Consider the following 26,324-nt stretch of genomic DNA (forward strand, 5'->3'; position numbering starts at 1 on the left):
AAAGGGAAAATAATAAAAAACTAAATTACAAATTCCAAATAGGGAACATTAAATAAATTGTCATGATTACAACAGCAAAGCGTCTCGATATCATTGAAGAATACTACTTCTCATCTAAGCTGAGAGAAGTGAGACAATTAGCCTCCGAAGGAAAACCAATTATTAATATGGGAATTGGAAGTCCGGATTTAAAACCATCACAAGCGGTGATAGATGCCGTAGTTTTGGCAATGCAGGACGAAAACGCACATCAGTATCAAAGTTATCAAGGATTGCCGGAACTTAGAAAAGGAATGGCTGATTTTTATCAAAATAATTATGGAGTTGCCTTAGATCCTGCTGTTGAAATTTTGCCGTTAATTGGTTCCAAAGAAGGGATTATGCATATTTCTATGGCTTTCCTGAATGAAGGAGATCATGTTTTGATTCCAAATCCAGGATATCCTACTTATAGTTCGGTGACAAATCTTGTTGGAGCTATGCCAGTTTATTATGACTTGAAAGAAGCAAATAATTGGGAACCTGATTTTGATGCTTTGGAAAAATTAGATTTGGCAAAAGTAAAAATCATGTGGCTGGGATATCCGCACATGCCTACAGGAGCAAGAGGAAGTTTGGAATTGTTTGCAAAATTAATAGCATTTGCTAAAAAGCACAATATATTATTAATCAATGACAATCCGTACAGTTTTGTTTTGAATGATAAGCCAATGAGTCTGTTGCAGGTAGAAGGAGCCAAAGATGTTGCATTAGAATTGAACTCTTTGAGTAAAACCTTTAACATGGCTGGCTGGAGAGTTGGAATGGTTTTAGGAAGCGCATCACTTATAGATGCTGTTCTAAAAGTAAAAAGCAACATGGACAGCGGTATGTTTTACGGAATACAAAAAGGAGCTGTCGAGGCTTTGAAAAGCGACAAGTCTTGGTTTGACTCGATGAACGAGGTTTATAAAAAACGTCGTGCGCTTACAGAACAATTGGCAGAGAAACTGAATTGTGAAGTATATAAAGAAGGAGTTGGATTGTTTGTTTGGGCAAAATTGCCTGAAGGAATAACATCGGCAGAGGATTTTATAGACAAGATATTATATGAGAAATCTATTTTTATCACTCCGGGAACAATATTTGGTTCTAATGGAGAAGGCTATATCCGATTTGCGCTTTGTGTGAAAGAAGAGAAAATAGAAGAAGCAATTAGTAGATTTTAAATCGAAAAGTTCTAAAGAAACGGGAAGCCCTAGCCCTGATAGCAGTGGAAATCCTTTTGTGCTGGGGTTCAGCACAAAAGATTGAAACGGATAGCAGGATTAGCTTCAAATAAATTTAAAAAATGAATGTACACGTAATAGGAATAGGATTGATTGGAGGTTCATTGGTGCTGGATATCAAGGGACTGTATCCTGAAGCGACTATTCACGGAATTGATACTAACGAAAAACACGTTCAAGAGGCAATTGCTTTGGGAGTGATTGATAAAGAATCCAGTTTTGAGGATTTGGCAACTGCTGATTTTGTGATTGTTTCAGTGCCAGTAGATGTGGCGATGACGATTTTGCCAAAAGTATTGGATTCTGTAGGAGAACAAACTATTGTTTTTGATGTGGGTTCTACTAAAATACCAATTTGTGAAGCATTAGCCAATCATCCGAAAAGAAGAAATTTTATTGCCGCGCATCCTATTGCGGGAACTGAGTTTTCAGGGCCTTCGGCAGCTATAAAAGGGTTGTTCCAAGGGAAAACGAATATTATTTGCGAAGTCGAAAAAACGACTTTCAAGTTGCAGGAAAAAGCATTGGAACTGTTTAAAGAACTGGGAATGAGAATTCGCTATATGGATCCAAAATCGCATGATAAACATATTGCTTACGTGTCGCATTTATCGCATATCAGTTCGTTTATGCTTGGAAAAACAGTGATCAATAAAGAAAAGGACGAGCAGGATATTTTTGACATGGCGGGTTCCGGTTTTGAGAGTACCGTTCGTTTGGCCAAAAGTTCACCGGCAATGTGGACGCCAATTTTTAAACAAAACAAAAAACAGATTGTCAAAACATTAGAAGAATATATTGCTAATTTATCTAATTTTAAAGAGCTTTTGGTAAATGATGATTACGAGGCGATTTATAATGAAATGCAAAGCGTAAATAAAATAAGAGAAATATTAAACGGAATGAATGCTAAGAAATAGCGCATTGCGTAGGAGTCAAAAAAAGAAAACTAAAATAATTAAATTAAAAGAATAAAACTAGAAAAGATGGAAAACAAGAAAGAAATGAGAGATTGGTTGAACGAATTCAAATTGTCTCATCCATTCGTAATTGCAGGACCTTGTAGTGCTGAAACTGAAGAGCAGGTGTTGAAGATTGCTCATGAATTGAAAGACTCAGACGTTAGTGTTTTTAGAGCTGGTATCTGGAAACCAAGAACTCGTCCAGGAGGATTTGAAGGTGTTGGGGAAATTGGATTGAAATGGCTTAAAAAAGCTAAAGCAGAAACTGGTTTGCTTATGGGAACTGAGGTAGCAACTGCTGCTCACTGTAAATTAGCTTTGGAAAATGATATTGATGTTTTATGGGTTGGTGCTCGTACAACTGCAAATCCTTTTGCGGTTCAAGAGATTGCTGATACATTGGCTGGAACAGATAAAATTGTATTGATAAAAAACCCGGTAAATCCAGATATGGCTTTATGGTTGGGTGGTGTAGAACGTTTGTATGCTGCTGGAATCAAAAAATTAGGAGTTATCCACAGAGGTTTTTCTACTTACGAAAAAACGAAATACAGAAACATTCCAGAATGGCAGATTGCTATCGAACTGCAAAATAAATTCCCTGATTTACCTTTAATCATCGATCCTTCGCATATTACAGGAAACCGTGATATGATTCTTGAAGTGACTCAGGAAGCTTTGGATTTAAATTATGACGGTATGATCATCGAAACTCATAATGATCCAGATAATGCTTGGTCTGATGCAGCGCAGCAAGTTACTCCAGATGCTTTGAAACAAATTTTCAAAGATTTGAAAGTGAGAAAAGTGAGCGGTGACAATGATTTTGATCAAAAAATGACCAAATTAAGAGCTAATATTGATGTGCTTGACGCTAATTTATTAGACTTATTAGGAAAAAGAATGAAAGTGGCTGACGAAATTGGACAAGTAAAAAAAGACAATAACGTAGCTATTCTTCAAAATAACCGTTGGAATGAAATCCAGGAAAAAATGATTGCCGAAGGTGCTAAAAAAGGACTGACAGAAGAATTTATCGTAAGATTATTCAAAGACATTCACCAAGAAAGTATCGAACACCAAGAAAAAGTATTAAACGCTTAATTTTAAAAAAATAAGTATTAATATTGTTAAATAAAATGAACCTTCTGTGTCATGCAGAAGGTTTTTTTATGTTATTTAAAAAAAAATATCTTATTAGTATTATTAAAAATTTAAAAATGAAAAAAATTACATTTGCTTTTTTATTGTTTGGTTTGTCTTGTATGAGTTTGTCTGCGCAAAACAAAATTGATAAACTGAATATGACTTATGGTGAAGAGTTACCAGACGATAATCAAAAAATCGTGAAAATTATTGGAGAATCCAATGATAAAATTTATGCTTTAGCGATTGCAGGCAAAGAAGATTATTTTTTGAAGATTTTCGAATCAAAAACAATGAAAATAATTTCTTCAAATCCTATTGTCATTCCTAAACTTGAAGACAAAGAAGTTGATTTTGAAGAAATATATTTATTAAACGAAAACTTATATGCTATTGGGAGTGTTTATAATAGAAAGGAAAAAATGTTTAATTTGGTAGGAGTACCAGTATCAGATAAAGGTGTTTTAGGCGAAAAATCAATCCTTTTATTTAACTCTGTTGTTGAAAAAAAATCAGAAAAAGGAATGTTTTATTTTAAGCTTTCACCTGATGAAAAAAACTTGTTGGTTATGCATACCTCTTTATTCTCGAAAGAAGATGCTGTTCAATACGAAGTGAAATTACTAGACAATAAATTAAATGTACTTTTTGCAAATGCTGAAAAAGTAAAGTTTGATGATAGTAAAAAAGATTATGAATTTACTATTTCAGATTTTGAATTAAATTTTCAAAATGATGTTTTTTTAGTTATTAATGAAAGTTATAGAGATTCTAAAAAGAAAGAGCAAATTGAGAAATTTCAGATTCATACTTTCAAACAAGCAAATGCTTATAAAAAAGAAGTTGTTGATATCAATATAAAAGGAAAAGAAATCATTAACTGTAAAATGATTTCTACATTAAAAAACACATTAAAACTTGTTGGATTTTATTCGAGTGTCCGCGAAAATGGTAAAGCGAATAAAGAGTTAAAAGGAGTTTATAATGCAACAATAGATTTTGCAAGTTCAGTAACTCCCAAAGTAATATTTAATGAGTTTGACTATGCTACAAAAGTTAAATTATTAGGGGAGAGAAGAGCAAAAAACGGAAAAGATGTGAAGCCACTTTATAATATTACAACATTAATTGAAAGAAATGATGGGGGTTTAATTGTTCTATCAGAATTACAACTTGTGTATTATGGTAAAAGTGCTGGATTTGGACCATTGCAATTTACACCGGTAACCTATATCAAAAACGAAATTATAGTAACGTCTTTAAATCCTGATGGGTCATTGGATTGGGGTAACGTTTTGCCAAAAGAACAAGTGGCATCAATTACTACAATGTCTTTGTCATTAGGGGCTATAGGAGGAAATGGGAGTTTTACTGTTGGAGCATCTTTAAACATACCATTAGTTGATTTAGGAAAAGGACCTGAATATCTTGGAGCAATTCCAATGTATCGTGATGGTAAGTTGAATGTGATTTTTAATGATAATATTAAAAACAAAGGAATTACTGATATTGAAAAAATAAAAGCACTAGGTAATTATAATAATTCAGTTCCATCTCTTTTTATATTTGATGATAAAGGTGCGATTACCAGAAAAGACCCTGAAGAAGTTGTAAAAAATGAATTAGTACTTCGTCCAGGAGTTTATTATAGAAAGAATGAAAGTGAATTTATTTTGTATTCATCAAGAAAAAAACAAGATAAACTGGGAAGGTTAATTTTAGAACAATAAAATTTTAAAAGGTTGTGATTCTTTCACAACCTTTTTTATTAAATATTTGCATGCTTTTAAATATTTAAACCTAAAACAAACTGATTATCTTTGCAAAGTCTTAGGTGTCTAATCTAATCTAAAATTTAATTTCTTAAATCAAATAATGACAGGACTCGTTTATAAATCTACAGGAAGCTGGTACACCGTAAAATCCGAACAAGGCGATTTTATAGAATGCCGTATGAAAGGGAAATTCCGAATTAAAGGGATTAAAAGCACCAATCCAATTGCTGTGGGCGATATTGTCGATTATGAACTTGAAGAAACATCAGACACTGTTACTGGGACAATCCATAAAATTCACGACAGAAAGAATTATATCGTTCGAAAATCGGTGAATCTGTCGCATCAAATGCATATTATTGCTTCGAATATTGATCGTGTTTTTCTTTTGGTAACCATAAACAATCCTCCAACTACTTTTAATTTCATAGACAGATTCTTAGTAACTGCCGAAGCCTACGGAATCGAAACGATATTGGTTTTTAATAAAATCGACACTTTTGATGACGCTACATTAGACGAACAGCTGTATATGCAGCACGTTTATCAGGAAATTGGATACCAATGCCTGCGGGTTTCCGCTACTGCAAATAAAGGAGTAGAGGAGTTGAAACAATTGATGATTGGAAAAGTGACTATGTTCTCAGGTCATTCGGGAGTTGGAAAATCAACTTTGGTCAACGCTTTAGAACCTTCTTTACATCTAAAAACCAAAACAATTTCTGAAGCCAGTAAGCAAGGACAGCACACTACGACTTTTGCCGAAATGTATGATTTGAGTTTCAATGCTCGAATAATTGATACTCCGGGAATCAAAGGTTTCGGGATTGTTGATATGGAAAAGGAAGAAATCAGCGGTTATTTTCCAGAGTTTTTTAAGTTGAAAGACCAATGTAAATTTAATAATTGCCTGCACAAAGAAGAACCGCATTGCGCCATAAAAGCAGCTCTAGAAAAAGATGAAATCGCTTGGTCTCGTTACAACAGTTACCTTAAAATTTTAGAAGGAGACGATGAGCATTACCGCGTTGATTCTTATGATGAAGAGCGAAAAGCAAGTGATGAAACTAGGAAATAGTTGTGAATTGTGAATGTCAATTCGGATAAAATAATAATTGTAGAGATGCACAGCAGTGCATCTTTTTGTTATAATTGAATTTTAAAATGAAAACAGTAATCCAAAGAGTTTCCTCTGCCTCCGTAACCATCGATTCTAAAATTGTAGCCGATATTCAAAAAGGATTATTGGTTTTGGTAGGAATTGAAGATGCAGATACTCAAGAAGACGCTAATTGGCTTTGCCAAAAAATAACTAATCTTCGTGTTTTTGGGGATGAAAACGACGTGATGAATCTTTCGGTAAAAGATATTCAGGGCGATATAATCGTTGTCTCTCAATTTACTCTTCATGCTTCCACCAAAAAAGGAAACCGTCCATCATACTTAAAAGCTTCAAAACCTGAAGTTGCCATTCCGATGTATGAAAATTTCGTAAAACAAATCGAAAAGGAATTGGGCAAGAAAGTTCAAACCGGAATTTTTGGTGCCAATATGAAAGTGGCATTACTCAATGATGGTCCAGTTACAATTATCATTGACAGTAAAAACAGGGAGTAATAAAAGGTAAAACAATTTAGTATTGTTTTAATTTTTAACCATTAAGGCATTAAGGAAATTAAGGTTTAAAAGATTTCTTAATTAATCTTAATATCTTAATGGTTTGATAAAAATTTATGTTCACAGCATATCCTGCCCCCGATAAATTAATTACTCTTTTTTCAGATTGGCAATAATTTCTGGACTAACCTTAATTACAGTTCCGTGGCGCGTTCCCTGTGGGAATGAGATTTTATCTGAAATATCATCCCAGCCCGTTTCAGTTTGCTTTATAGCTCCGTATTTTTTCTGGGTGTATTTGTCAAAATAAACAACCCAATTGTTATCAATTTTTATTGCTGTTGGTCCTTCAGCCCAGTAATTTCCAGTAATTGGAGCGCTTGCTTTTGTGTAAGGTCCAGTCAGATTATCGCTGTATGCTGCTTTAAGATTCTTTTGGACAGGTACTTTTGTCTCATCTTTTAAAAACATTACATAACCTTTGTCTTGTTTTAAAATAGTGGCATCAATCACATTAAATCCAGGCTCGTAAAGCAGTTTTGTTTTGCTGAATTTTTTAAAATCTTTTGTTGTTGTATAATAGATTCTGTGATTGTATCCTTTCTCTTCTTCGGATTTAGTTTCCAAAAATTTACCGTCAATTGTAGAAGCCCAATAGATCATGTAGGTTTTTGACTTTTCATCGAAAGTGATTTCGGGAGCCCAAGTATTACGTGTGCCACTTTCGTATTCCATTACAGGCAGAAACTCCTGTTTAGACCAATGAATTAAATCTTTGGAGGAAGCATATCCAATTCCTTTATCTGTCCAGCTCACTGTCCATACCATATGAAACAATCCGTCGCCGCCTTTAATAACGCATGGATCTCTCATTAACTTGTCTTTTCCAACTTCGGGAGTTAAAAAAGAAGTATCATTTTTCAAAGATTGCCATTCGTAGCCATCTGTACTGCAGGCAAAATGCAGTCCGTCTTCTCCGTTTCCTTTAAAATAAGAAAATAAATAAGTTGGCTTTTCGTCTAAAAATTTATTGGCTATCAGCCATTTTTTGCAGGCAGTCGGCCAATCCGTATTTGTTCCTTTTGTGCCCAAACCAAAACCATGACCTCCATTTTGATACAAATGCATCTCGGCAAGAACTTTATTTTTTTTCAAAGCCAAATAATAATTAATGCTATTTTCTACAGGAACAGCGTGATCATCTGTTGCATGAACTAAAAATGTTGGAGGCGTATTTTCGTTTACTTCTTTTTCATTTGAATATTTAGCAATCAGTTCGGCAGAAGCTGTTTTCCCTAAAAGGCTTTCTTTGGAACCATTATGAGTGATTCCTTCTTCCATTGAAATTACTGGATAGATGAGCATAGAAAAATCAGGACGTGCGCTGATATCTTCTTTACTGTCGTATACTTTATCTAAATAATGAGTGGATGCGGTTGAAGCCAAATGACCTCCTGCCGAAAATCCCATGATTCCAATTTTAGCAACATCTAGATTCCATTTTGCCGCATTTTGGCGTAATGTTCGTATTGCTTCTTGTGCATCTTGGAGAGGACCAACGGTTTTATCTGTCATAATATCATCCGAAGGCAGGCGGTATTTAAGCACAAAAGCAGAAATTCCTATCGAATTAAACCATTTTGCAACATTTATTCCTTCTTTGTCAATCGACAAAACACCATAACCGCCACCTGGACAAATGATAACTGCAGCATTTTTGCCTAAATTATTTTCGACCAAAAAAGGCATTAAAGTTGGCTCAGTAACTTTTCTGATTCCTGTTCGAATTCCTTGAGCGTCCAGTCGAGGCTCTTCTTTGTAAGCTTCATTTTTAATAGCTCCGGGAATTTGATTCCATAATGGGAATGCTGCGCTTTCCTGCGCAAAACTATTGATGGACAATCCTAAAAAAAGTATTGATCCAAAAAGTATCATTTTGTTAATTCTGTTCATCATTCTTTTTATAAAATTCTATTTCTACAATACGCAGCTGTCCTTTGGTTTTCGCTGCTTCTTTATCTTTAAATAAATCTAATTCTTTGTTTGGATCTACTTCAACAATAGTTTCGAAACCATCTTTTTCAGAATTAGATCCTGTCAGTTCAATTGTTATTTCTTTTGCCAATACTGGTTTTAACGGAATAGTGATATAGCCCAAACTCTGTTCTGTATTGCCCTGATACACTTCTTTTCCATTTGCCAATATACGAATTGGATAGCTTTTACTACGCCAGCCTGTAAATTTTACTACAGTTTCATTTACTATAGCTGGTTCGGCTAAAGTATAGATGATTTTCCCAGTGCTGATTTTTCCGTCATTGGCCCATTCAGTCAATTCATTATCATCATAGCTTTTATTCGCATCATCGGCATTTGCACTTGCTGTTGCGCTACTAATAAAAACCGGCGTTCTTTTTATAGTATACGAAGGCGTTTCCGGTGTTGCGCCTCTGCCTAAATAAGAAGGCGTTTTATCACTAGGCAATTGTTCTGTAAGTCCGTCTTTGGTTAAGAAAGGTTTTGATTTCAAAATAACTTTAGCGGACTGCAGCCCTTTAAATTTAGCCGAAACAGTAATTTCGCCAGCATTCAAAGTAGAACGAATCATAATTCGGTTTACGCCATTTTCCACAGGTAAATTTTTAGATAAAATATAATTATCTGGACCTTGAGCAATTCCGCCCAGCCATTCAGCATTTCCGTTTAAATAAAATTCGATTAAACTGTTATCGAGAACACAGCGATTTCCTTTTTTATCCACCACTTCGACATCTACCAAAGCAACATCAGCGCCGTTTGCCAGTAATCCTTGTGTACTGGTACGAGGAGTTAATCGAATTGCAAAAGGTGTTCCCGAAGTTGTTTTCTGATCTTCACTCAGCACTTTATTATTGGCATCATAGCTGACCGCTTTCACTGAACCGGATTCCCAATGAATGTTTTCGAAAGTAAATAAAAATTGTGTGCTTTGCCTGCCAAAACCTTTGGATTTACCATTAACAAAAAGCTCCACTTTAGCTCCTGAAGAGACCACATAAATATTTTTGGTAACTTCATTAGTATAATTCCAGTGTCCGATAATATGGGTTCTGTATTTTTCGATATCTACCCAGCCGTCCCACATTACCTGATGTGCATAGAAACCGTCTTTTGGAATTCTCATTGCATCAACTTCTCCGCTTCTTCTGTAATTCTCTGCACCTCTAAAATGAGTGTTGCTATCCGAAAAAATAATATTTACGCCACCAGAATTTACTCTTTTTCCAGTTCCTGGACGTTCTCGATAATAGTCAAACCAGCGCGTTACATTTTCGATGGCATGTGTATCTTGATTATGGTTATATGAACTGGCATCTGCCACTTTTGATCCGTTAACATTGGAATGGTTTGTACCGCCTGTTCCTTCTTTATGGAAAGGAGGAGAGAATTCGTCCCAATATTTCCTCAAGCCTTCGTCTCGGGAATATTCGGTTGCCCAAAGAGGTTTGCCGGCACTTTTGTTAATATACAGCATTTCACCGCCGTACTCTGCTACTTTGCTGTCCAGCATTTCGCGAGAACCGATAGCTCTTCCGCCAAAAGGATCATAAGTATCGCGCAAACTTTTCATCTCGCGCATGTGTTCTTCGCTGATTACTTCGTTTCCTGATTCATAAAATAAAATACTCGGATTATTTCGATTGTAAATTATGGCATCGCGCATTAAATTAACGCGCTGCGTCCATTGTGCTCCTTTTGAATCTTTTTCGGCATCACCAGCAGGCATGGCTTGGATTAGACCAACTCTATCGCAAGATTCTACATCTTGTTTCCAAGGCGTAACGTGCATCCATCGTACTAAATTTCCATTGCTCTCTACAATCATTTGATTGCTGAAATCACTCAGCCAAGCTGGTACAGACATTCCGATTGCAGGCCATTCATTGCTGGTGCGCTGTGCATAGCCTTTCATTTGAAGCACACGGTCGTTTAACACCACTTCACCATTTCTAAAAGCAGTTTTTCTAAAACCGGTTTTGGTAGTAACGGCATCAATTTCTTTACCGTCAATTTTCAAAATGGTTTTTACAGTGTACAAATACCCATAACCCCAACTCCAGAAATGCAGATTCTGTAATTCTTTTGATGCGTTAATAATTTTGGTTTCACCAGAATTTAAAATTGTTTTTGATCCTGAGAAATCAGCTGTTTTTTTACCTTCAAGGTCAAAAACCTGTACGTCATAAGTGAAGGTTTTAGCTGTAGGATATTCATTTTTAACTTCGGTTTCTGCGGTTATTAAAGCTGTTTTTTTGGTAATATTTATGTCAGAAGCATAAACATAAGTTCCAATTGTTTTTAGAGTAGAATACAACGGAAGCGTTTGGTATAATTTACCCGTTAAATGAAGGTAAACATTCTTTGGAATTCCTCCATAATTGGCATTAAAATTATTATTATTCCACTGAAAAGTAGATCCGGTTTCCTGTTCTTTATACTTCCAGTCATTATCAATACGAAGAGCAATAGTGTTTTCGGCTGGGTATGGTTTTACTAATGCTGAAATGTCATATCCAAAAGCCATTACTCCATTTTCGTGAAGCCCGACTTTTTGCCCATTGACATAAATAGTGCCACCTTGACGAACACCTTCGAATTCGACAAAAACTTTTTTATCATTTGCGTCTTCTGGCAGTTTGAATTTCTTTCGATACCAAACAATTCCAGTAGTTAGCTGTGTAATGTCTTTTTTGAAAGCTTCATTTTCATTAAAAGCATAGGGAAGCGTTACGGAAGTCCAATCGGCAGTTTTATAATCAATTGCTTCTGCTCCGTTTAGGTCTTCTGCCTTGAATTTCCAATCCGAATTAAAATTGTATTTCTTTCTGCTGAATTCTTGGGAATAAGCAGAAAAACAGAAAACTAAAAATAACGAAACACAAAAAAAGCGTTTTAAAACATTTATCATAGGTATTATTTTATTGTTTATTTTTTTCAAAACATCCTAAAGCAGGAGCTTTGCCATTAAATGGAAATCCAATATTGGTTCCTGCATCTATAAGTTTGCTTGAAGGTGCTAACTTTAAAAAGTCATTATTAGGAAGACTTCCGTCTGCTTGTCTTGGTGCGGTCAGCAAAGCTTCATCAAGGCTTAAGAAATCAGAAGCAGTAACTGAATTATCCGCTAAATCAAAATAATTGTTTTTCAACACGCAGCGTGATTTATCAATGTTTCCTAATTCCTTTACTTTAGCAGCAAAGCCTAAGTTGTTTGCCAATTCGTGATTCCAGCCTGGACCATCAGTTCCAAAATCGGTTGGGTTTAATGCCAGACAGTTAAGCATATCATAGTTTACTCTGTTTTTATAAGCCGTATTATTGTGCCAATAATTTCCCTCTAAATGATGATTGGCATAAAAACCGCCTTGTTTATTTCCAACAGCCAGAGAAAAGCGGATTGTGTTTTTGGGAATTGGAGTAAAATTAGCAATAAGGTTGCTATAAGGATTTCTGCCTTTGGCATAACCGCCGGATTTAAATCCGTTTCCATCAGCACGGCTTACAAAATCTGAAGAGTAGCCATTGTAAAAAGCCCAGCAGTTTTCGATTAAAACAGGTTCGGCATTATTTATTAAATCGAAACCATCGTCGCTATTGAACCAAGCACGACAGCCTCTAAAAACATTATTGATGCTTCCTTTTTTAAGGTGAGCGCCAAAACCATCAGTATTTCCGCCTTTACCTCCTTCGGAAACAGAGTCCCAGTTATTGTAAGAATCACAATTTAATATCAGGTTGTTTGAACCTGACAGCATATAAACTCCGATTGCCATATTTTCGTGCATTTTTATTTGTTCCAATGTATTATTGTTTCCTCTAATTTCGAAACATTCTGATTGGGTGTGTTTTTGAATGGTTACCTGAATGCCTATTGCTTCAATGCCTTTTATATGAATGTTATTACCGCTTAGCAAAAATGCCACTATTCTATAATTTTCGGGTTTAATATTTTTATAATCAAATACCGGAATTTCATTTTTATAGGCAAAATAAGAAATACCGTTTTTATCCAAATTAGTAACATAAGCCCAAATGCCTTTTTTTTCAGCAATCTGCTCTTCTCTCATTGCGTAAAGTCCGCCTCTTATATAAACAATATCTCCAGAACTGGCTAATTCCTGCGCTCTTTTTATAGTCTCGACGGGTTTAGTTATGCTACCATCATTAGTGTCATTTCCTTGAGGGGCAACATAAAATTCTTTGGCCGACAAAAGGAAGCTATTCAAAAAAATGAGGACAAGTAAAAATCTATATTTCATAATGATGTAAATTAATATTTATTAAAAAGGGAAGCCACTAAACTTCCCTTTTTACTATTTTAATCATTAGTACTATTTCATCTTATAAATTTCGGATCCTGCTAACAGGAAACAACCCAATCCATAATCTTCAAAATCTGGAATTTTATCATAGTTTAATGGCTGACCGTCTTTTGGCTCTTTTCCAGTTGATTGTAAAAAACCTAAGAATCCATCTGTATGCAGACTCTCTATTGTTAATGCTGTCCAAGCTTTTTGGATAACTGGCAAATAGATTTTTTTATCTAAAATTCCGCTGTTGATTCCGTAAGTGATGCCATAAACGAACAAAGCGGTTCCAGAAGCTTCTTTTTCTCCAAAATTAGCAGGATCATGTAAACTCACATTCCAGAATCCATCTGCTCTTTGAATTGGCACTAAGGCTTTTGCCATCGCTTGTAAATCTTTTACATATTGATCTCTATGAGGAGCATTCTTTGGGATTATTGTCAGCACTTTTGCAAGAGCGGCAATTACCCAGCCGTTGCCGCGACTCCAGTAGCAATCTTCTCCGTTTGGTTCTTTGTAGGGAGCATCGAAATCAGCATCTCTCCACCATAATCCGTCTTTTGCATTAAACAATCCATGATCGCCATGATTATTTCTAGAGAACATGTACATTTCATACATTTTCTCGAAATATCGGTTGTCTTTTTCCAGCACACCCATTTTTGCAAAAACAGGCATTCCCATTTGTATTGCATCAATCCATGACCAATCATTATTTTGAGGCGTATTGAGCAGCATTGCAATATTTGCTCTAGTATTTTTTAATTTTTTTGCATCTGGCTCTAAATTATACAAATCGATATAGGTTTGTGCAGCACAATAATTATCGGCATTTCTAGTTGTATTCCCGCCATTAAAACCCCATTTATGAAATTCTGACCAATCGTAAGCATAGTTATAATAGATGTCTTTTGGGCAGATTTCGTGTAATGCCATCAATCCTTCATAATACACGCTACGAGTCCAGATGTTACTGGGACGCTCTTTGTTGGTAATAATGGTTTTTCCAGTATCAGGCCATTTGTCCATAAAATATTTATTAGCCAATTCCATTTGAGATAAGACTGTTTTTTTGTCAAATGGTTGTTGTGCTTGTGCAACAGTGGTATAGGCTAAAATTGCCGTGATAAATAAAACTATTTTTTTCATTTTTGGTAATTTTTAATTCTTGATTTCATTTTTTAAAGGAGTAATAGAAACTGGACCTAACAATCCAGAAGGAGTTGGATCCCATTTGGTTGCGTCAAACTTTTTATAATCTTTGTCGACCATATTGATTTCATAAAATATTTTCCATTCAATCCCTTTGAGTTCCATATCGCGAATTCTATTGGCTCCCAGATTAGTGACTTGAATTTTAAGTTCGTTTTTTCCGGGTTTCAGTTTGCCAATATTTAGTTTATAAGGGACAGACCAAGCCGTGCCAATATAAGTGCCGTTTAACCAAACTTTTGCGCTTTCGCGAACATCACCAAGGTTTAAACTCCAATTGTCAGCGGTAACTTTTGGACTGTCGAATTGTAAAGTATAAGTAGCAGAACCGGAAAAAGCTTCGGCTTGCGGAGATAATTTTGCCCAAGATTCCAGGGTTGTTAAAGTTGCAGGCTGTGGAAGTTCGGGTCCTCCTTTGTCAAAATTCAATTGCCATTTTCCATCTAAAGGAATTGCGGTAGCTGCCGTTTCCCAATAGTTCCATTTTTGTGCACTTGGTGCATTCTCTGTAATTAATATCAATGACTCTCCTGCTTCGATATGTAATTTTACCAGTGTTTGATTATCCGATTTTTGAACGATTGCATTACCGTATTGATTCGTTAACGGGTCATAAATAACTACTTCTTTATTGCCAATTTGCAATGGGATCATTCCGTCAATAGTTTTGTTGGTATGATTTACTAAATAATACAGTTTTTCATTGTCAAGGGTTCTTCTTGTGAATTTTAGCCCTGTATTAACTAAGCTTTCAGGGTTGATGTTTTCTGAGCTCAAACTTTGTAAAATATCTGAAGTAGGTTGAGTCAAGTTTTTATTCTCAGCTATTAATTTTTGAAGCTCTGCATTTTGTTTTTCATATTCATTAAATCCAGGAACTGATTCTGGGAGTCCTTCAAAAATAATTTTGGCTCCGTTTTTCTTTAAATCGATTAATTTTTTTAATGTTTCCAAAGGCATTGTTTTGCAGACAGGAACAACCAACGATTTGAAACTGCCCCCTGGTAAAACAATTACACCGTCTTTTACAATCGCTTGTTTTATAAAAGCATCCGAAATAAAATCGACACCATATCCTTTGCTCATTAAATTTTTAGTAGTATCATAAAATGAAGTTCCATAAAGCCATTCGGATAATGAGTGAATTTTGAATTGCATAAACAAAGAGCCTTTGTCGTATTTGTTCCAAACATCATAAATAGGCCAGTACAATAAAATTTCGTTATCCGGTTTTCCTTGCTGCAGTAAAGATTGGCAATTGGCGATATAAGAGAATAAACTAGAAGTATCTTCCCAAATGGTGTTGTTGCTGTTAAAATTTACGGAAGCATAAAACTCCCATCCCGGCCATGCTGCTCTAGTTGGAGAGTAAGTAGAACCGTGTAAAAAAGCATGGTTGACTCCGTTTAAAAATAAATCTTCTACTTCGGGCTTACATTGTGATAAGGCAGTCTTGAAGTGTTCTCTCAACCATGTAAATGATTCTGAAGAGACTAATGGTTTTCCAGAAATGTGTGCGGCAGATGATGAAAATTTTAGCATTACAGGATCGGCATCGCCTTCACGGATATCTTGCTTTTCACGTCTAAAACCCGGAATATCATAAGGCATAGAGCCAAAGGTTTCGCATTCTGGAATATCTGCAGAAGCGTATAAATCGATTAAATTTCCAGGGGAGCCATGTGCCTGTAATTTGGTTTTGTAATTTTTGCTGTTAGCCCATTTTGTCCAAGGCAGATCAAATTTATTCAGTAATAAATCAGAAATAGTTTCCCTGTAATCACTTTTTATTCTGTTGCCTATTTCATTGTCGTTGTCACTTAACAGTTCCGGAAGGTGCTTTTTTAAATCATACCCTCTGCGTTTCTCAAATTTCTGTAGAAACAAAGGAGTGAAATCGGTTCCATATACTTCATAGCTATCGTTAAAAATGGCTCGTAACTTTCCTTCAAATCCTGTTAATGCTTCGTCAAAAGGAACTATATAAGAATTAAAGGCAATTTCTGAATAATGATCTAAGGTATATCCTTGACCGCCTGGCGCTGCTCGTTTTACCTGCTGTCCAGTTTTGCCGGCAAAAACGGCATAAAGAGTATAGTTTTTCTTTTTTGCTTTCCAATTCAGGATATTTCCTTTTAATTGATTTGTTAAATCGAAATAAGATCCATCAGCGCCATAAGCTAAAACCGATAATAATTGTGCGGGTATTTTCTCCTTTTCGGGATCTGTTTTTATTTCTTTATTAAACAGTTCATTTTTTTGAACTTGGTATTTTTCAATGACTAATTTAGTTGCCGCATAAGGAAGTGTAACCTGCGGACCTCCATATGGCCAGCCCGTTCCAAGAACCATATCTACCTGCATACCCAAGCTGTCTGCAACTTTTACGGTATAACCTAACATTTCCATGTACTTTGGCGACAAATAATCAATGAAGTTATTCTCTTCGCCTTTTACGCCATATATGGGAGTAATCTCTACACCGCCAATTCCTGCTTTGTGAAAATCTATTAAGTTTTTTTTGAGATTGGGTTTGTCTACGGCACTTCCCATCCACCACCAGCGAGCCCAAGGCTGATTGGTATTGTTTATTTCCTGCAGACGAAATTTAGATACTGTTTGTGCAGAAGCTACAGCAATAAAAGCTACAGTTATGACTGTAAATAAACTAGCTTTTCTGAGTATCATATATGGTTAATTAGTGTTTGATTAATTATGGATATTTAGAAAAGTAAAAATAGAATTATGTGTTCTAATAGGTGTCCTGTTGCGTCCTGTTTGATAGAATTAGATTTTTTCTAAAATTCATTTTTTTTATGATTTTTAATTTATAAAATAAATAGAAAATTATTCCTTTTTTCGAACAATTCTAAATAGCGCTTAAGTAGTTTGTTATGAATAATTTAACATTGAGTTTGTTTTGTTATGAATTTTTATAAAGAAAAATCTTGTCATCCTGCAGGATACAGCAGGATAGTAAGGATAAATAGTATAAATAATTTTGGGCATTAATAATAATTAACCAATATTTAACTTTTTATGAAAAATAAATCAAGTGTTTGGGTTTTTATGGTTTTGTTTGCCTTGCTACAAACGGTAACTTATGCGCAAAATAAAGCTATAAAAGGAGTAATTACAGACCCTGCTGGATTACCAATTCCTGGAGCAAATGTGAAAATTAAAGGAGCTGCGAAAGGAATAAGTTCTGATTTTGATGGCCATTATTCTATTGACGCTAAAACTGGGGACGTTTTAGTTTTTAGTTTTACTGGAACAAAAACAGTAGAAAGAGTCGTTGCAACTTCAGATGCTTTAAATGTAACTTTAAGAGAAGAGAGTGCAGTCCTTAATGAAGTTGTAGTTATTGGATATGCTGCTGTTAAAAAGAAAGATGTAACAGGATCAGTATCGAGTATTAGTTCAGAAGCTTTAAATTCTAGACCTGTAAATAATGCGATTGAGGCCTTACAAGGTAAAGCTGCTGGTGTGGATATTACATCAAATCAGCGTCCAGGTACTGTTGGAACAATTCGTATTCGTGGTAAGCGATCTGTAAGCGCAGGTAGTGATCCACTTTATGTAGTGGATGGAGTGCCTTTGATGTCCGGTTCTGGCATCGAAACGCTTAATCCAAAAGATATTGCAACCATAGACATCCTTAAGGATGCTTCTGCAACAGCTATTTATGGATCTCGTGGAGCTAATGGGGTTATTATTGTTACTACAAAACAAGGTAAATCTGGTCAGTTCAGCTTGAATTATTCGGGAACGATTACTACATCTGATATTGTTGACAGATCACCTTCAATGAGTGCTGAAGATTTTATAAATTTTAGACGTACGGCCGCATACAATCTTAACTCAACAACTTATGCAAGCCCGGATGCTCCTACGTTAGCAAACGACAAATTGATTTTTGACAGTGCACTCGATGGACAGACTTCAAGGGATAATGTATTGAAAGGCTGGGCTAGTGGCACTTGGGATCCATCTAAAGTAACGAATACAGATTGGACAGATTTTGTAACCCAAACAGGAATTACAACTGAACACGTTTTGAGTGCTAGTGGTGGATCAGATAAAGTGAACAGTTATGGTTCATTTGGTTATTTGAATAATGAAGGTACTCAAAAAGGGCAGTCATATAAGCGTTACAGTGCAAAACTTAGCACTAATATTACTCCTGTTGACTGGTTCAAAATGTCTTTATCGTTGAATACGTCTTGGAGTGAGCAAGATTATGGTATGTCAACTTTGGGAGCAAGCAGTACTTCGGGACCTAATTCAATCTATTTAGCTGCCAAATCAATTTATAACATGGCGGTTCCTTATGATGCAAATGGTAACTTATTAATCAATCCTGGAGGTGAAAGCACTATTTATAGTATTATGGATGAATGGAGCAAAAGTACTCAATTGTCACAAACGATGCGTATTTTAGGTAGCTTCTCTGCTGCTGTAAATATTGGCAAGATTTGGGAGCCATTGAAAGGGCTTAGTTATAAATTAAATTTTGGGCCTGATTTCCGTCATTGGAGAGAGGGTGTTTATATTGATGGAACATCTGTAAATAAAATGGGGGCGGGAGGAATTCCTGGCTCAAATTATGCAAGGCTTCAAAACCGCCGTGATTTTTCATGGACTTTAGATAATATAATAGCGTATGACCGTACTTTTGCAGAGAAACACAATTTTGGCGTTACACTTGTACAGTCTGCATCATCTTGGAATTATGAAAATTCATCGATGAATGCCAATAATATACCTTATTCAAAATTTACATGGAATGCTTTCGGTACTGTAGATGTTACTAATGCTGCTAATAAAGTAGGTATTAGTTCTGGAATTACTGAGCGCCAATTGACTTCCTACTTGGGTCGTGTGAGCTATGGATATGATGATCGCTACTTGTTGACAATGTCAGGGCGTTATGACGCGGCTTCTCAGTTGGCAGAAGGATTTAAATGGGACTTTTTTCCATCGGCTGCACTTGCGTGGCGCATCAATAAGGAGGATTTTTTTAAAGATGTAAATTGGGTTCAAAACCTAAAACTTCGCTTAGGTTTTGGTTCAACAGGGAGTGCAAGTGTAGATCCTTATGCATCAAAAGGCTCCCTTACTTCAGTGTACGTTCCTTTCAATGGGATGCCTAACGAAATAGCTTATACTACTAACGAACCATATTATACAACTCCAACGAACTTAGTTGCAATGGCTAATAAGCAGCTTGGATGGGAAATAACAACGCAATATAACTTGGGTATTGATTTTGGTATCTTGAGCAACAGAATTAGCGGTAGTATTGAGGCCTATAAAACTTATACAAGTGATTTGCTTTTGAATGTGCCTATTTCTACAGTAACAGGTTATCCTTCAACATATGACAATATGGGCAAGACAAGTAACAAAGGTGTTGAGCTTACACTTAATTTAATTCCGGTGCAGTTAGAAAGCGGATTTAGTTGGGAAACTAGTTTGATTGGTGCTTGGCAAAAAGATAAAATAGAAGAATTGGCTTATGGAAAAAATGACATGGTAGGCAGTAAATGGTTTATTGGTAAATCTATTGATGTTCAATACGGTTATGATAACCTTGGAATATGGCAAAACACTCCTGAGGATCTTGCTGAAATGGCTAAATGGAATGCTGTCCCTGGCGGAGATAGATTTACGGTAGGTAATGTTCGCCCTAAAGACCAAGATGGGGATTACAAAATGACAGAAGCTGATAGAGTAGTTCTTGGAAACAGCAATCCTAATTGGACAATGGGCTGGAATAACTCATTTAGTTATAAAGGTTTTGAATTGGGTGTTGAAATGTTTGGTCGTATGGGATATACCGCAAATTTAGGAGGAGAAGCGTTGACAGCTCATTCGAATCAGCGTGAAACGGATTATTGGACACCAACAAATACAGGTGCAGAGTTCCAAAAGCCTATTCTTGGACAGGCTACAGCCGGTTCAAAGGATGCATACTCTGCGCTTCTTGGATTCAAAGATGCAGCATTTGTTAAGCTTCGTAATATTTCTTTGGGTTATAATTTCCCTAAAGATCTTGCTTCTAAAATTGGTTTAGCAAATATGAAATTATATGCTCAGGCAATAAATCCTTGCAATATTTATCAGTCTTTGAGCTGGTACGATTTTGATGTAAATGCAACATTTTATAACAGAAGTTTTGTTATGGGACTTGAAGTTGGATTTTAATAAATAATAAGTTATAAAAAACTAACATTAAAATAATTGGAAAATGAATAAATTTAAAAATATAGGAATCGTTTTTTTAGCAATGATGGGACTATTGTCTTCCTCATGCTCAAATGATTTCCTTGACGAGGAACAAGTAAGTAAATATCCGACGAGCTATTTTGACACAGCTCAAGGACTTACAGATCTGACAGAGTCTCTTTATGGTAATATTAGATGGCATTTTGGGTATGAGTGGGCTTATGGAATCAATCTTTATGGTACTGATGAGTTTACAAACGCAAATGACTTGACAAATGAAATGTGGAATACTTATGGTAGCAGTTTGGGGCCATTAGGAGCAACTAAATCTACAGGTGCGGCCAACGATAATGCGACTTCTCCAGCTGCACTTTGGGATGAGATGTATTATGGTATTGCATCTGCTAATATGATCATTGCAAAAGCACCAACAGTTATTACTGATGTAAAAGTTCGTAATCGTTGTTTGGCTCATGCTTATTTTTTGCGTGGCTATAATTATTATCGTCTTACGGCTCAGTATGGCGGTGTAGTTCTTCAAACTGTACCTATCATCGAAACGGTTGTCCGTAATTTTACTCGTTCAAGTGAAGAGGATTGTTGGAAACAGGTTATATCTGATTTACGTAACGCTTATGGTCTTTTTGAAGGTGAAGTTTTTACTTATGGTAAAGGGATTACATGGACTAAAGCTACTGCTGCTCATTTCCTTGCAAAAGCATTATTGTTCCGTTCTTCTGAACGTAATAATGCTTGGAATAGTGCTTATAAAACGGATGATTATAAAGAAGCAGTAGATGCCTGTAGTTATGCTATTAGTTCTCGCGGGGCTTTGACGCCAAATTATAGTGATTTGTATGCTAACTGGACTGGTATTGATTGTCCAAATGAACAGCTGAATGAAATATTGATGGCAGCTGGATTCAACGGAGATGCCGTGGCAGAAGGCCGTTACGGTAATCAAACTTATAATTATTTTGCTCCTCAATTTTCAAGTTTTGCAGGAGGTTGGGTAGCTCGTGGTATCTGGATTGGATCGATGGACTTTCAGCGTTGTCGCCCTACTGAGTATAGCTATGGTGTTTTCGATCACGTAAATGATGCTCGTATGTGGAAAACATTTAAGACAGTTTACGGAGTAAATACTGTAAAGACTCCTAATCCTAATGCTGTAAAGCTTGGTGATCCGGGTATTGTAATGATTCTAAATGACAAAAATGATAATACTTATAATGGATTTACCTTTGGTTGCTTTAGTCAAAACCCAACATGGAAGGATAATGCAGGTCGTTTACCTGAATGGAGTATTGCTGGCCGCCAAAAAGCTACATCTGGATCTTTGACAAGCAAAGTGGGACAATTTGTTCCAAATGCGTCGGTTTTGTATCAAAATGGTGTTTATGTCGCACCTACGTTTAAAAATCAAAATGTTTGTAATTTCTTTGCTGGTATTAATAAAACAGATGATGGATCGCGTAACGCTGAAAAAGGAAATGCTCATCGTGACGTAATCATGGCACGTCTTGGTGAAACTTATCTTTTGCGTGCTGAATGTTATGTTCGTCTGGGACAATTTGGTGACGCAATGAATGATATTAACGTTGTTCGTAGCCGTGCTCAATGGAAAAGTGGTGAAAATAGATCTTATTATAATGATGGTTCTCAAGCATTTGAAAAGAATCCTCTAAATACAGGTGCTGCGGCAACAAATTATATTAATTCAAACTTAAATATGAATACGTATTATTTGTCTAATCCAGGGGTAGCGGTTACCACTGCGGCATCTGACTTGACATTAAAATCGTTTCCTGCTAACTTACCTGCAGAAGATGAAGCAGTTATTGCTAAAGTTGGAGCTTCAAGTGATATGGAACGTGCATTGAATTTTATTCTAAACGAACGTACCCGCGAATTGTTGGGTGAATGGGATCGTTGGGAAACATTGTCTCGTACTGGAACTTTAATAAAACGTGCCAAAGCATTTAATCCAGAAGCCAAATTTATTACTGAGAATAAGCATGAACTTCGCCCAATTCCTCAAACGTTTATTGATGGTGTATTAAATAAAGATGGATCTAACTTATCTACTGCACAAAAAGCGGCTTGGCAAAATCCAGGTTATTAATCTTTTTATTTTTTTTCCAATAAAAAAAGGCTGTCTATTTTTTTAGACGGCCTTTTTTATTGATCAATTGTCCCGTCCTGAAATAGCCTTTAAACCATTTAAATTTTTAAATGGTTTTTTTAGTTTGTGCTTACTTCAAAACCTCTCCAATGAAGTAATTAATTTCTCAATAATCTGCAAACTTATTATATGTGCCACTTTGAAAAAATGTAATAAATTTTAATTAAATTTTTAGTATGATATTTTTTTATGATTAAAAAAACATAAGTAATTTAAAAATGTATAATTTTTTACGAATTTATATTTTTTTAACATATTTTTTGGTATTTTACTTCAATTCAATCGATTGCACACTGTATAAAAGATAAAAATATAATAAAAATGGTGTAAATACTTGGTAATTATGAACGTGTAAATGTTAATACAGGACAGTACAGGATAGTGTAGGGAAGTGTTCTGGATAAATTTGGATTAACTAATTAACTAAAATTTAACTTTTATGAAAAACAAATTTATTTTTCTGCTTATTATTGCGGTGATTTCGTTGCTGGATTCATCTCTTTATGCGCAGAATAAAACTGTAAAGGGTACAGTGAAAGACGCATCAGGAATTCCAGTGCCAGGAGCAAATGTGAATATTAAGAATTCTAAAAATGGTACAAGTACTGATATTGATGGATCATATTCCATTGATGCTCCAAAAGGATCTATCCTTGTTTTTAGCTTTATCGGTTTTAAGGCAGAAGAAAGAACTGTTGGAGATGCAGCAACTTATGATGTATCATTAAAAGAAGTTGATAATACTTTGAATGAAGTTGTGGTTGTAGGTTATGGAGTAAGAAAGAAAAAAGATCTTACAGGTTCTATTGTTAGTGTGAATGCTGAGGAAATTGCTTCAAGACCTGTAGTGAATGCCGTGCAAGCCATGCAGGGAAAAGCTGCTGGTGTAGATATCTCTTCTAACGAACGTCCTGGACAAGTAGGAAGTATGACTATTCGTGGAGCACGTTCTATTTCGGCTTCTAATGCGCCTTTGTATGTAGTTGATGGTATTCCGCTGAGTTCAAGACTTGTTACCGATTCTGCAGGGAAAATTAGTGTTGATCCAAATTCAGGTGGAATTGACTTCTTGAACCCTACAGACATTGAGACGATTGATGTCCTAAAAGATGCTTCTGCTACTGCTATTTATGGTTCTCGCGGTGCAAATGGTGTAGTTATTGTTACAACCAAAAAAGGTAAAAACGGAAAGTTTACTTTAAATTATAGTTCTTCTATTGTTACCGAAGAGATTCATGAGAATGCTCCAAACATGAATGCGGCAGATTATATCGAATTTCGTCGTTGGGCAAAATATTACTCTAATCTTCCAAATACAAATACCTTTCCGAGAGGAGATCAGCCAACTATTGCAAATGATAAGACTATTTTTTCAGCTACTGCCGATCCATATGCTTGGGCAAACATTGAAAAAGGATGGAAAGACGCTGACGGAAATTTAACTACAACTTGGGATGGTTCTAAAGTAGCGACTACCGATTGGACTAAATTTGTTACACGTACTGGTATTACTCAACAGCACACCATAGGTGTTAGTGGTGGTACTGAAAAAATGAAAGCTTATGGGTCTTTTGGATATTTGGACAATACCGGGACACTAAAAGGACAAAGCTACAAACGCTACAGTGGTACTGCCAATGTTGACATTACGCCAACGAAATGGTTCTCTATGGGAGTAAGCCTTAATACAAGTTATGGGATAAACGAATATGGTCAATCCAATACAGGAAGGACTGCCGTTACAAGCTCTACTGGTATATATGCAACAGCGCGTACGAATCTTCCTTATGCAGTTCCTTATGACAATAATGGAAAACGAATTGATAATCCAGGTGGGGATTCGGCTATTAGAACTCCAGTGGACGAAGATTTATACTCACAAGATCAACGCATCACAATGCGTGCTTTTGGTAGTTTATATACTCAGTTTGATTTAGGGGCAATTTCTTCTGTACTTGACGGTTTAAAATACCGCGTAAATTTTGGTCCAGATTTAACATCATTTCGTGACGGAGTATATTTAGATGGCAAATCAGGTATTCGTGCTGGAACAAGCTTTGCTTCATTGGCTAAAGAACAAACTATCTCATATACTTTGGATAATTTAATTTTCTACAACAAAACATTAGGAAATCATAACTTCGGGGTAACTTTATTAGCGAGTCAAACGCAATACCAAAATGAAGCAAGTTCTATGTCGGCCAATGATGTTAAAAATCCAGAGAATAAATGGAATGCGCTTACTCCTTCTAATGTAACCCTTGCTGGATATTCTTCTGGTCTGACAGAAACAGGATTGTTATCTTACATGGGCAGGGTAAATTATGGTTATGCAGATAAGTATCTTATTACGGCATCTGGCCGTTATGATGGAGCTTCTCAATTGGCACCAGGGAATAAATGGGCTTTTTTCCCGAGTACTTCCTTAGCATGGGTTTTGAATAAAGAAAAGTTTTTGGAAAATGTAAGTTGGCTCGACCAATTAAAAATGAGAGTTGGGTACGGGGTTACCGGAAATGCCGCGGTTCCTGCTTACGCGACACAGCCTTCATTGATAGGAATTGTTTATCCAACTGGTTCTGGTGTGACAAATAATACTTCTTTGGGGAATATAAATTTGGGATGGGAGCAAACTTCACAGTTTAATTACGGTCTTGATTTCTCTATGTTTAACAGTAGAGTATCAGGTGCTTTAGAGTATTATACTAGTAATACTACTGATTTATTATTAAAGAGCAGCGTCCCAACACCATTGGGTGTTAAAGATACCTATCAAAACGTAGGGGAAACAGAAGGAAATGGAGTTGAGCTTACTTTGAATACAGTGAATATTAGAGCAAAAGATTTTGAATGGACTTCTAGCTTTAGCGGTTCGTATCAAAAAAGCCACATCGTTTCCCTGCAAAACGGAAAATTTGATGATATTAACAACAACTTATTCATTGGACAAGCGCAAAATGTGATTTATGGTTTCGAATCAAATGGAATTTGGAAACCTGAAGATGCAGTAGAAATGGCAAAATTTAATGCAGCTGCTGGTACTACCGTATTTACAGCTGGTAATGCAAGACCTGTTGATCAAAATGGTGATTATAAAATTGATGCCAACAATGACCGTGTCATAATAGGCAGTAAAGATCCAAAATTTATTGCAGGATTGACAAATACTTTTGTTTATAAAAATGTTGAATTCTCTTTCTTTGTATATGGGAAAATGGGATATTTTTATGATACAGGAGGTGAAAACCAAGGAGCAAGACTAAGTCAAAGAGAAATTAATTATTATAATGAAAACAACATCAATGCTGAATATCAAAAACCAATTGCTTCTGCAGGAACTGGGGATGCTTATTATCCAATATTAGGATATCGCGGAGGATCATTTCTAAAAATGAGAAACATCTCTTTGGGGTATAATTTCACAAACGAATTAGCAGAAAAAATAGGAGTTTCTAAATTGAGATTGTATTTGCAGGCAAATAACCCATTTATGATTTATTCAAAAGTTGAATGGACTGATCTTGATACACAAACAACAGCTTCAAACAGAGGGTTCACTATGGGATTAAATGTCCAATTCTAAA

At 35.7% G+C, this 26,324-nt stretch carries 14 protein-coding genes; 9 read left to right on the forward strand and 5 right to left on the reverse strand.

Features of this window, described 5'->3' with window-relative positions; translation table 11 throughout:
* Window positions 1-62: 62 nt before the first annotated feature.
* The 6 genes from CLU83_RS19290 (at window position 63) to dtd (ending at window position 6,768) form a co-directional block, all read left to right on the forward strand.
* Window positions 63-1,208: a pyridoxal phosphate-dependent aminotransferase gene (locus CLU83_RS19290; protein ID WP_100433111.1), complete on the forward strand. Its 1,146-nt coding sequence runs from the start codon at window positions 63-65 to the stop codon at window positions 1,206-1,208.
* Between the two features lie 122 nt (window positions 1,209-1,330).
* Window positions 1,331-2,188 carry a prephenate dehydrogenase gene (locus tag CLU83_RS19295; protein WP_100433112.1) on the forward strand — a complete coding sequence of 286 codons (858 nt, stop codon included), beginning with the start codon at window positions 1,331-1,333 and terminating at the stop codon, window positions 2,186-2,188.
* A gap of 66 nt (window positions 2,189-2,254) precedes the next feature.
* The gene (locus CLU83_RS19300) at window positions 2,255-3,334 is read left to right on the forward strand and encodes a bifunctional 3-deoxy-7-phosphoheptulonate synthase/chorismate mutase type II (protein ID WP_100433113.1); all 1,080 of its coding nucleotides are present in this window, start codon (window positions 2,255-2,257) and stop codon (window positions 3,332-3,334) included.
* 116 nt (window positions 3,335-3,450) lie between these two features.
* Window positions 3,451-5,106, forward strand: a complete 1,656-nt coding sequence (locus CLU83_RS19305; RefSeq protein WP_157802149.1) for a hypothetical protein — start codon at window positions 3,451-3,453, stop codon at window positions 5,104-5,106.
* A gap of 145 nt (window positions 5,107-5,251) precedes the next feature.
* On the forward strand, window positions 5,252-6,229 hold the full coding sequence (rsgA, locus tag CLU83_RS19310; protein WP_100433115.1) for a ribosome small subunit-dependent GTPase A: 978 nt from the start codon (window positions 5,252-5,254) through the stop codon (window positions 6,227-6,229).
* Window positions 6,230-6,315: 86 nt separating this feature from the next.
* Window positions 6,316-6,768: a D-aminoacyl-tRNA deacylase gene (dtd, locus tag CLU83_RS19315; RefSeq protein WP_100433116.1), complete on the forward strand. Its 453-nt coding sequence runs from the start codon at window positions 6,316-6,318 to the stop codon at window positions 6,766-6,768.
* A gap of 150 nt (window positions 6,769-6,918) precedes the next feature.
* Here the strand turns inward: dtd and CLU83_RS19320 are convergent, their stop codons facing one another.
* The 5 genes from CLU83_RS19320 to CLU83_RS19340 all read right to left on the reverse strand — a co-directional run bounded on the left by CLU83_RS19320 (window position 6,919) and on the right by CLU83_RS19340 (window position 17,015).
* Window positions 6,919-8,724: a prolyl oligopeptidase family serine peptidase gene (locus CLU83_RS19320; protein WP_232727191.1), complete on the reverse strand. Its 1,806-nt coding sequence runs from the start codon at window positions 8,722-8,724 to the stop codon at window positions 6,919-6,921.
* Window positions 8,708-11,716: a sugar-binding domain-containing protein gene (locus CLU83_RS19325; RefSeq protein ID WP_100433806.1), complete on the reverse strand. Its 3,009-nt coding sequence runs from the start codon at window positions 11,714-11,716 to the stop codon at window positions 8,708-8,710. The genes CLU83_RS19320 and CLU83_RS19325 overlap by 17 nt, the downstream gene beginning before the upstream one ends.
* 10 nt (window positions 11,717-11,726) lie before the next feature.
* A complete protein-coding gene (locus tag CLU83_RS19330; protein ID WP_100433117.1) occupies window positions 11,727-13,067 on the reverse strand; it encodes a right-handed parallel beta-helix repeat-containing protein in 1,341 nt (446 codons plus the stop codon).
* A 72-nt stretch (window positions 13,068-13,139) separates the two neighbouring features.
* On the reverse strand, window positions 13,140-14,264 hold the full coding sequence (locus CLU83_RS19335; protein WP_100433118.1) for a glycoside hydrolase family 88 protein: 1,125 nt from the start codon (window positions 14,262-14,264) through the stop codon (window positions 13,140-13,142).
* A gap of 12 nt (window positions 14,265-14,276) precedes the next feature.
* Window positions 14,277-17,015, reverse strand: coding sequence for a glycosyl hydrolase (locus CLU83_RS19340; RefSeq protein ID WP_100433119.1), 2,739 nt, complete (start codon window positions 17,013-17,015; stop codon window positions 14,277-14,279).
* A 351-nt stretch (window positions 17,016-17,366) separates the two neighbouring features.
* Here CLU83_RS19340 and CLU83_RS19345 point away from each other — a divergent pair, with 351 nt between their 5' ends.
* From CLU83_RS19345 to CLU83_RS19355, 3 genes are all read left to right on the forward strand, one after another.
* On the forward strand, window positions 17,367-20,534 hold the full coding sequence (locus tag CLU83_RS19345; protein ID WP_100433120.1) for a TonB-dependent receptor: 3,168 nt from the start codon (window positions 17,367-17,369) through the stop codon (window positions 20,532-20,534).
* 43 nt (window positions 20,535-20,577) lie between these two features.
* Window positions 20,578-22,680, forward strand: coding sequence for a RagB/SusD family nutrient uptake outer membrane protein (locus CLU83_RS19350; RefSeq protein ID WP_100433121.1), 2,103 nt, complete (start codon window positions 20,578-20,580; stop codon window positions 22,678-22,680).
* A gap of 499 nt (window positions 22,681-23,179) precedes the next feature.
* Entirely contained in the window at window positions 23,180-26,323 is a 3,144-nt protein-coding gene (locus CLU83_RS19355; RefSeq protein ID WP_100433122.1) for a TonB-dependent receptor, read from the forward strand.
* Window position 26,324: the final 1 nt, after the last annotated feature.

The sequence above is a fragment of the Flavobacterium sp. 1 genome, from assembly GCF_002797935.1.
Lineage (GTDB): Bacteria > Bacteroidota > Bacteroidia > Flavobacteriales > Flavobacteriaceae > Flavobacterium.

What these genes read in the sequence shown, in the direction of transcription:
- CLU83_RS19290 (WP_100433111.1), top strand. Translation starts at nt 63, where the DNA reads ATGATTACAACAGCAAAGCGTCTCGATATCATTGAAGAATACTACTTC.
- CLU83_RS19295 (WP_100433112.1), top strand. Translation starts at nt 1,331, where the DNA reads ATGAATGTACACGTAATAGGAATAGGATTGATTGGAGGTTCATTGGTG.
- CLU83_RS19300 (WP_100433113.1), top strand. Translation starts at nt 2,255, where the DNA reads ATGGAAAACAAGAAAGAAATGAGAGATTGGTTGAACGAATTCAAATTG.
- CLU83_RS19305 (WP_157802149.1), top strand. Translation starts at nt 3,451, where the DNA reads ATGAAAAAAATTACATTTGCTTTTTTATTGTTTGGTTTGTCTTGTATG.
- rsgA (WP_100433115.1), top strand. Translation starts at nt 5,252, where the DNA reads ATGACAGGACTCGTTTATAAATCTACAGGAAGCTGGTACACCGTAAAA.
- dtd (WP_100433116.1), top strand. Translation starts at nt 6,316, where the DNA reads ATGAAAACAGTAATCCAAAGAGTTTCCTCTGCCTCCGTAACCATCGAT.
- CLU83_RS19320 (WP_232727191.1), bottom strand. Translation starts at nt 8,724, where the DNA reads ATGATGAACAGAATTAACAAAATGATACTTTTTGGATCAATACTTTTT.
- CLU83_RS19325 (WP_100433806.1), bottom strand. Translation starts at nt 11,716, where the DNA reads ATGATAAATGTTTTAAAACGCTTTTTTTGTGTTTCGTTATTTTTAGTT.
- CLU83_RS19330 (WP_100433117.1), bottom strand. Translation starts at nt 13,067, where the DNA reads ATGAAATATAGATTTTTACTTGTCCTCATTTTTTTGAATAGCTTCCTT.
- CLU83_RS19335 (WP_100433118.1), bottom strand. Translation starts at nt 14,264, where the DNA reads ATGAAAAAAATAGTTTTATTTATCACGGCAATTTTAGCCTATACCACT.
- CLU83_RS19340 (WP_100433119.1), bottom strand. Translation starts at nt 17,015, where the DNA reads ATGATACTCAGAAAAGCTAGTTTATTTACAGTCATAACTGTAGCTTTT.
- CLU83_RS19345 (WP_100433120.1), top strand. Translation starts at nt 17,367, where the DNA reads ATGAAAAATAAATCAAGTGTTTGGGTTTTTATGGTTTTGTTTGCCTTG.
- CLU83_RS19350 (WP_100433121.1), top strand. Translation starts at nt 20,578, where the DNA reads ATGAATAAATTTAAAAATATAGGAATCGTTTTTTTAGCAATGATGGGA.
- CLU83_RS19355 (WP_100433122.1), top strand. Translation starts at nt 23,180, where the DNA reads ATGAAAAACAAATTTATTTTTCTGCTTATTATTGCGGTGATTTCGTTG.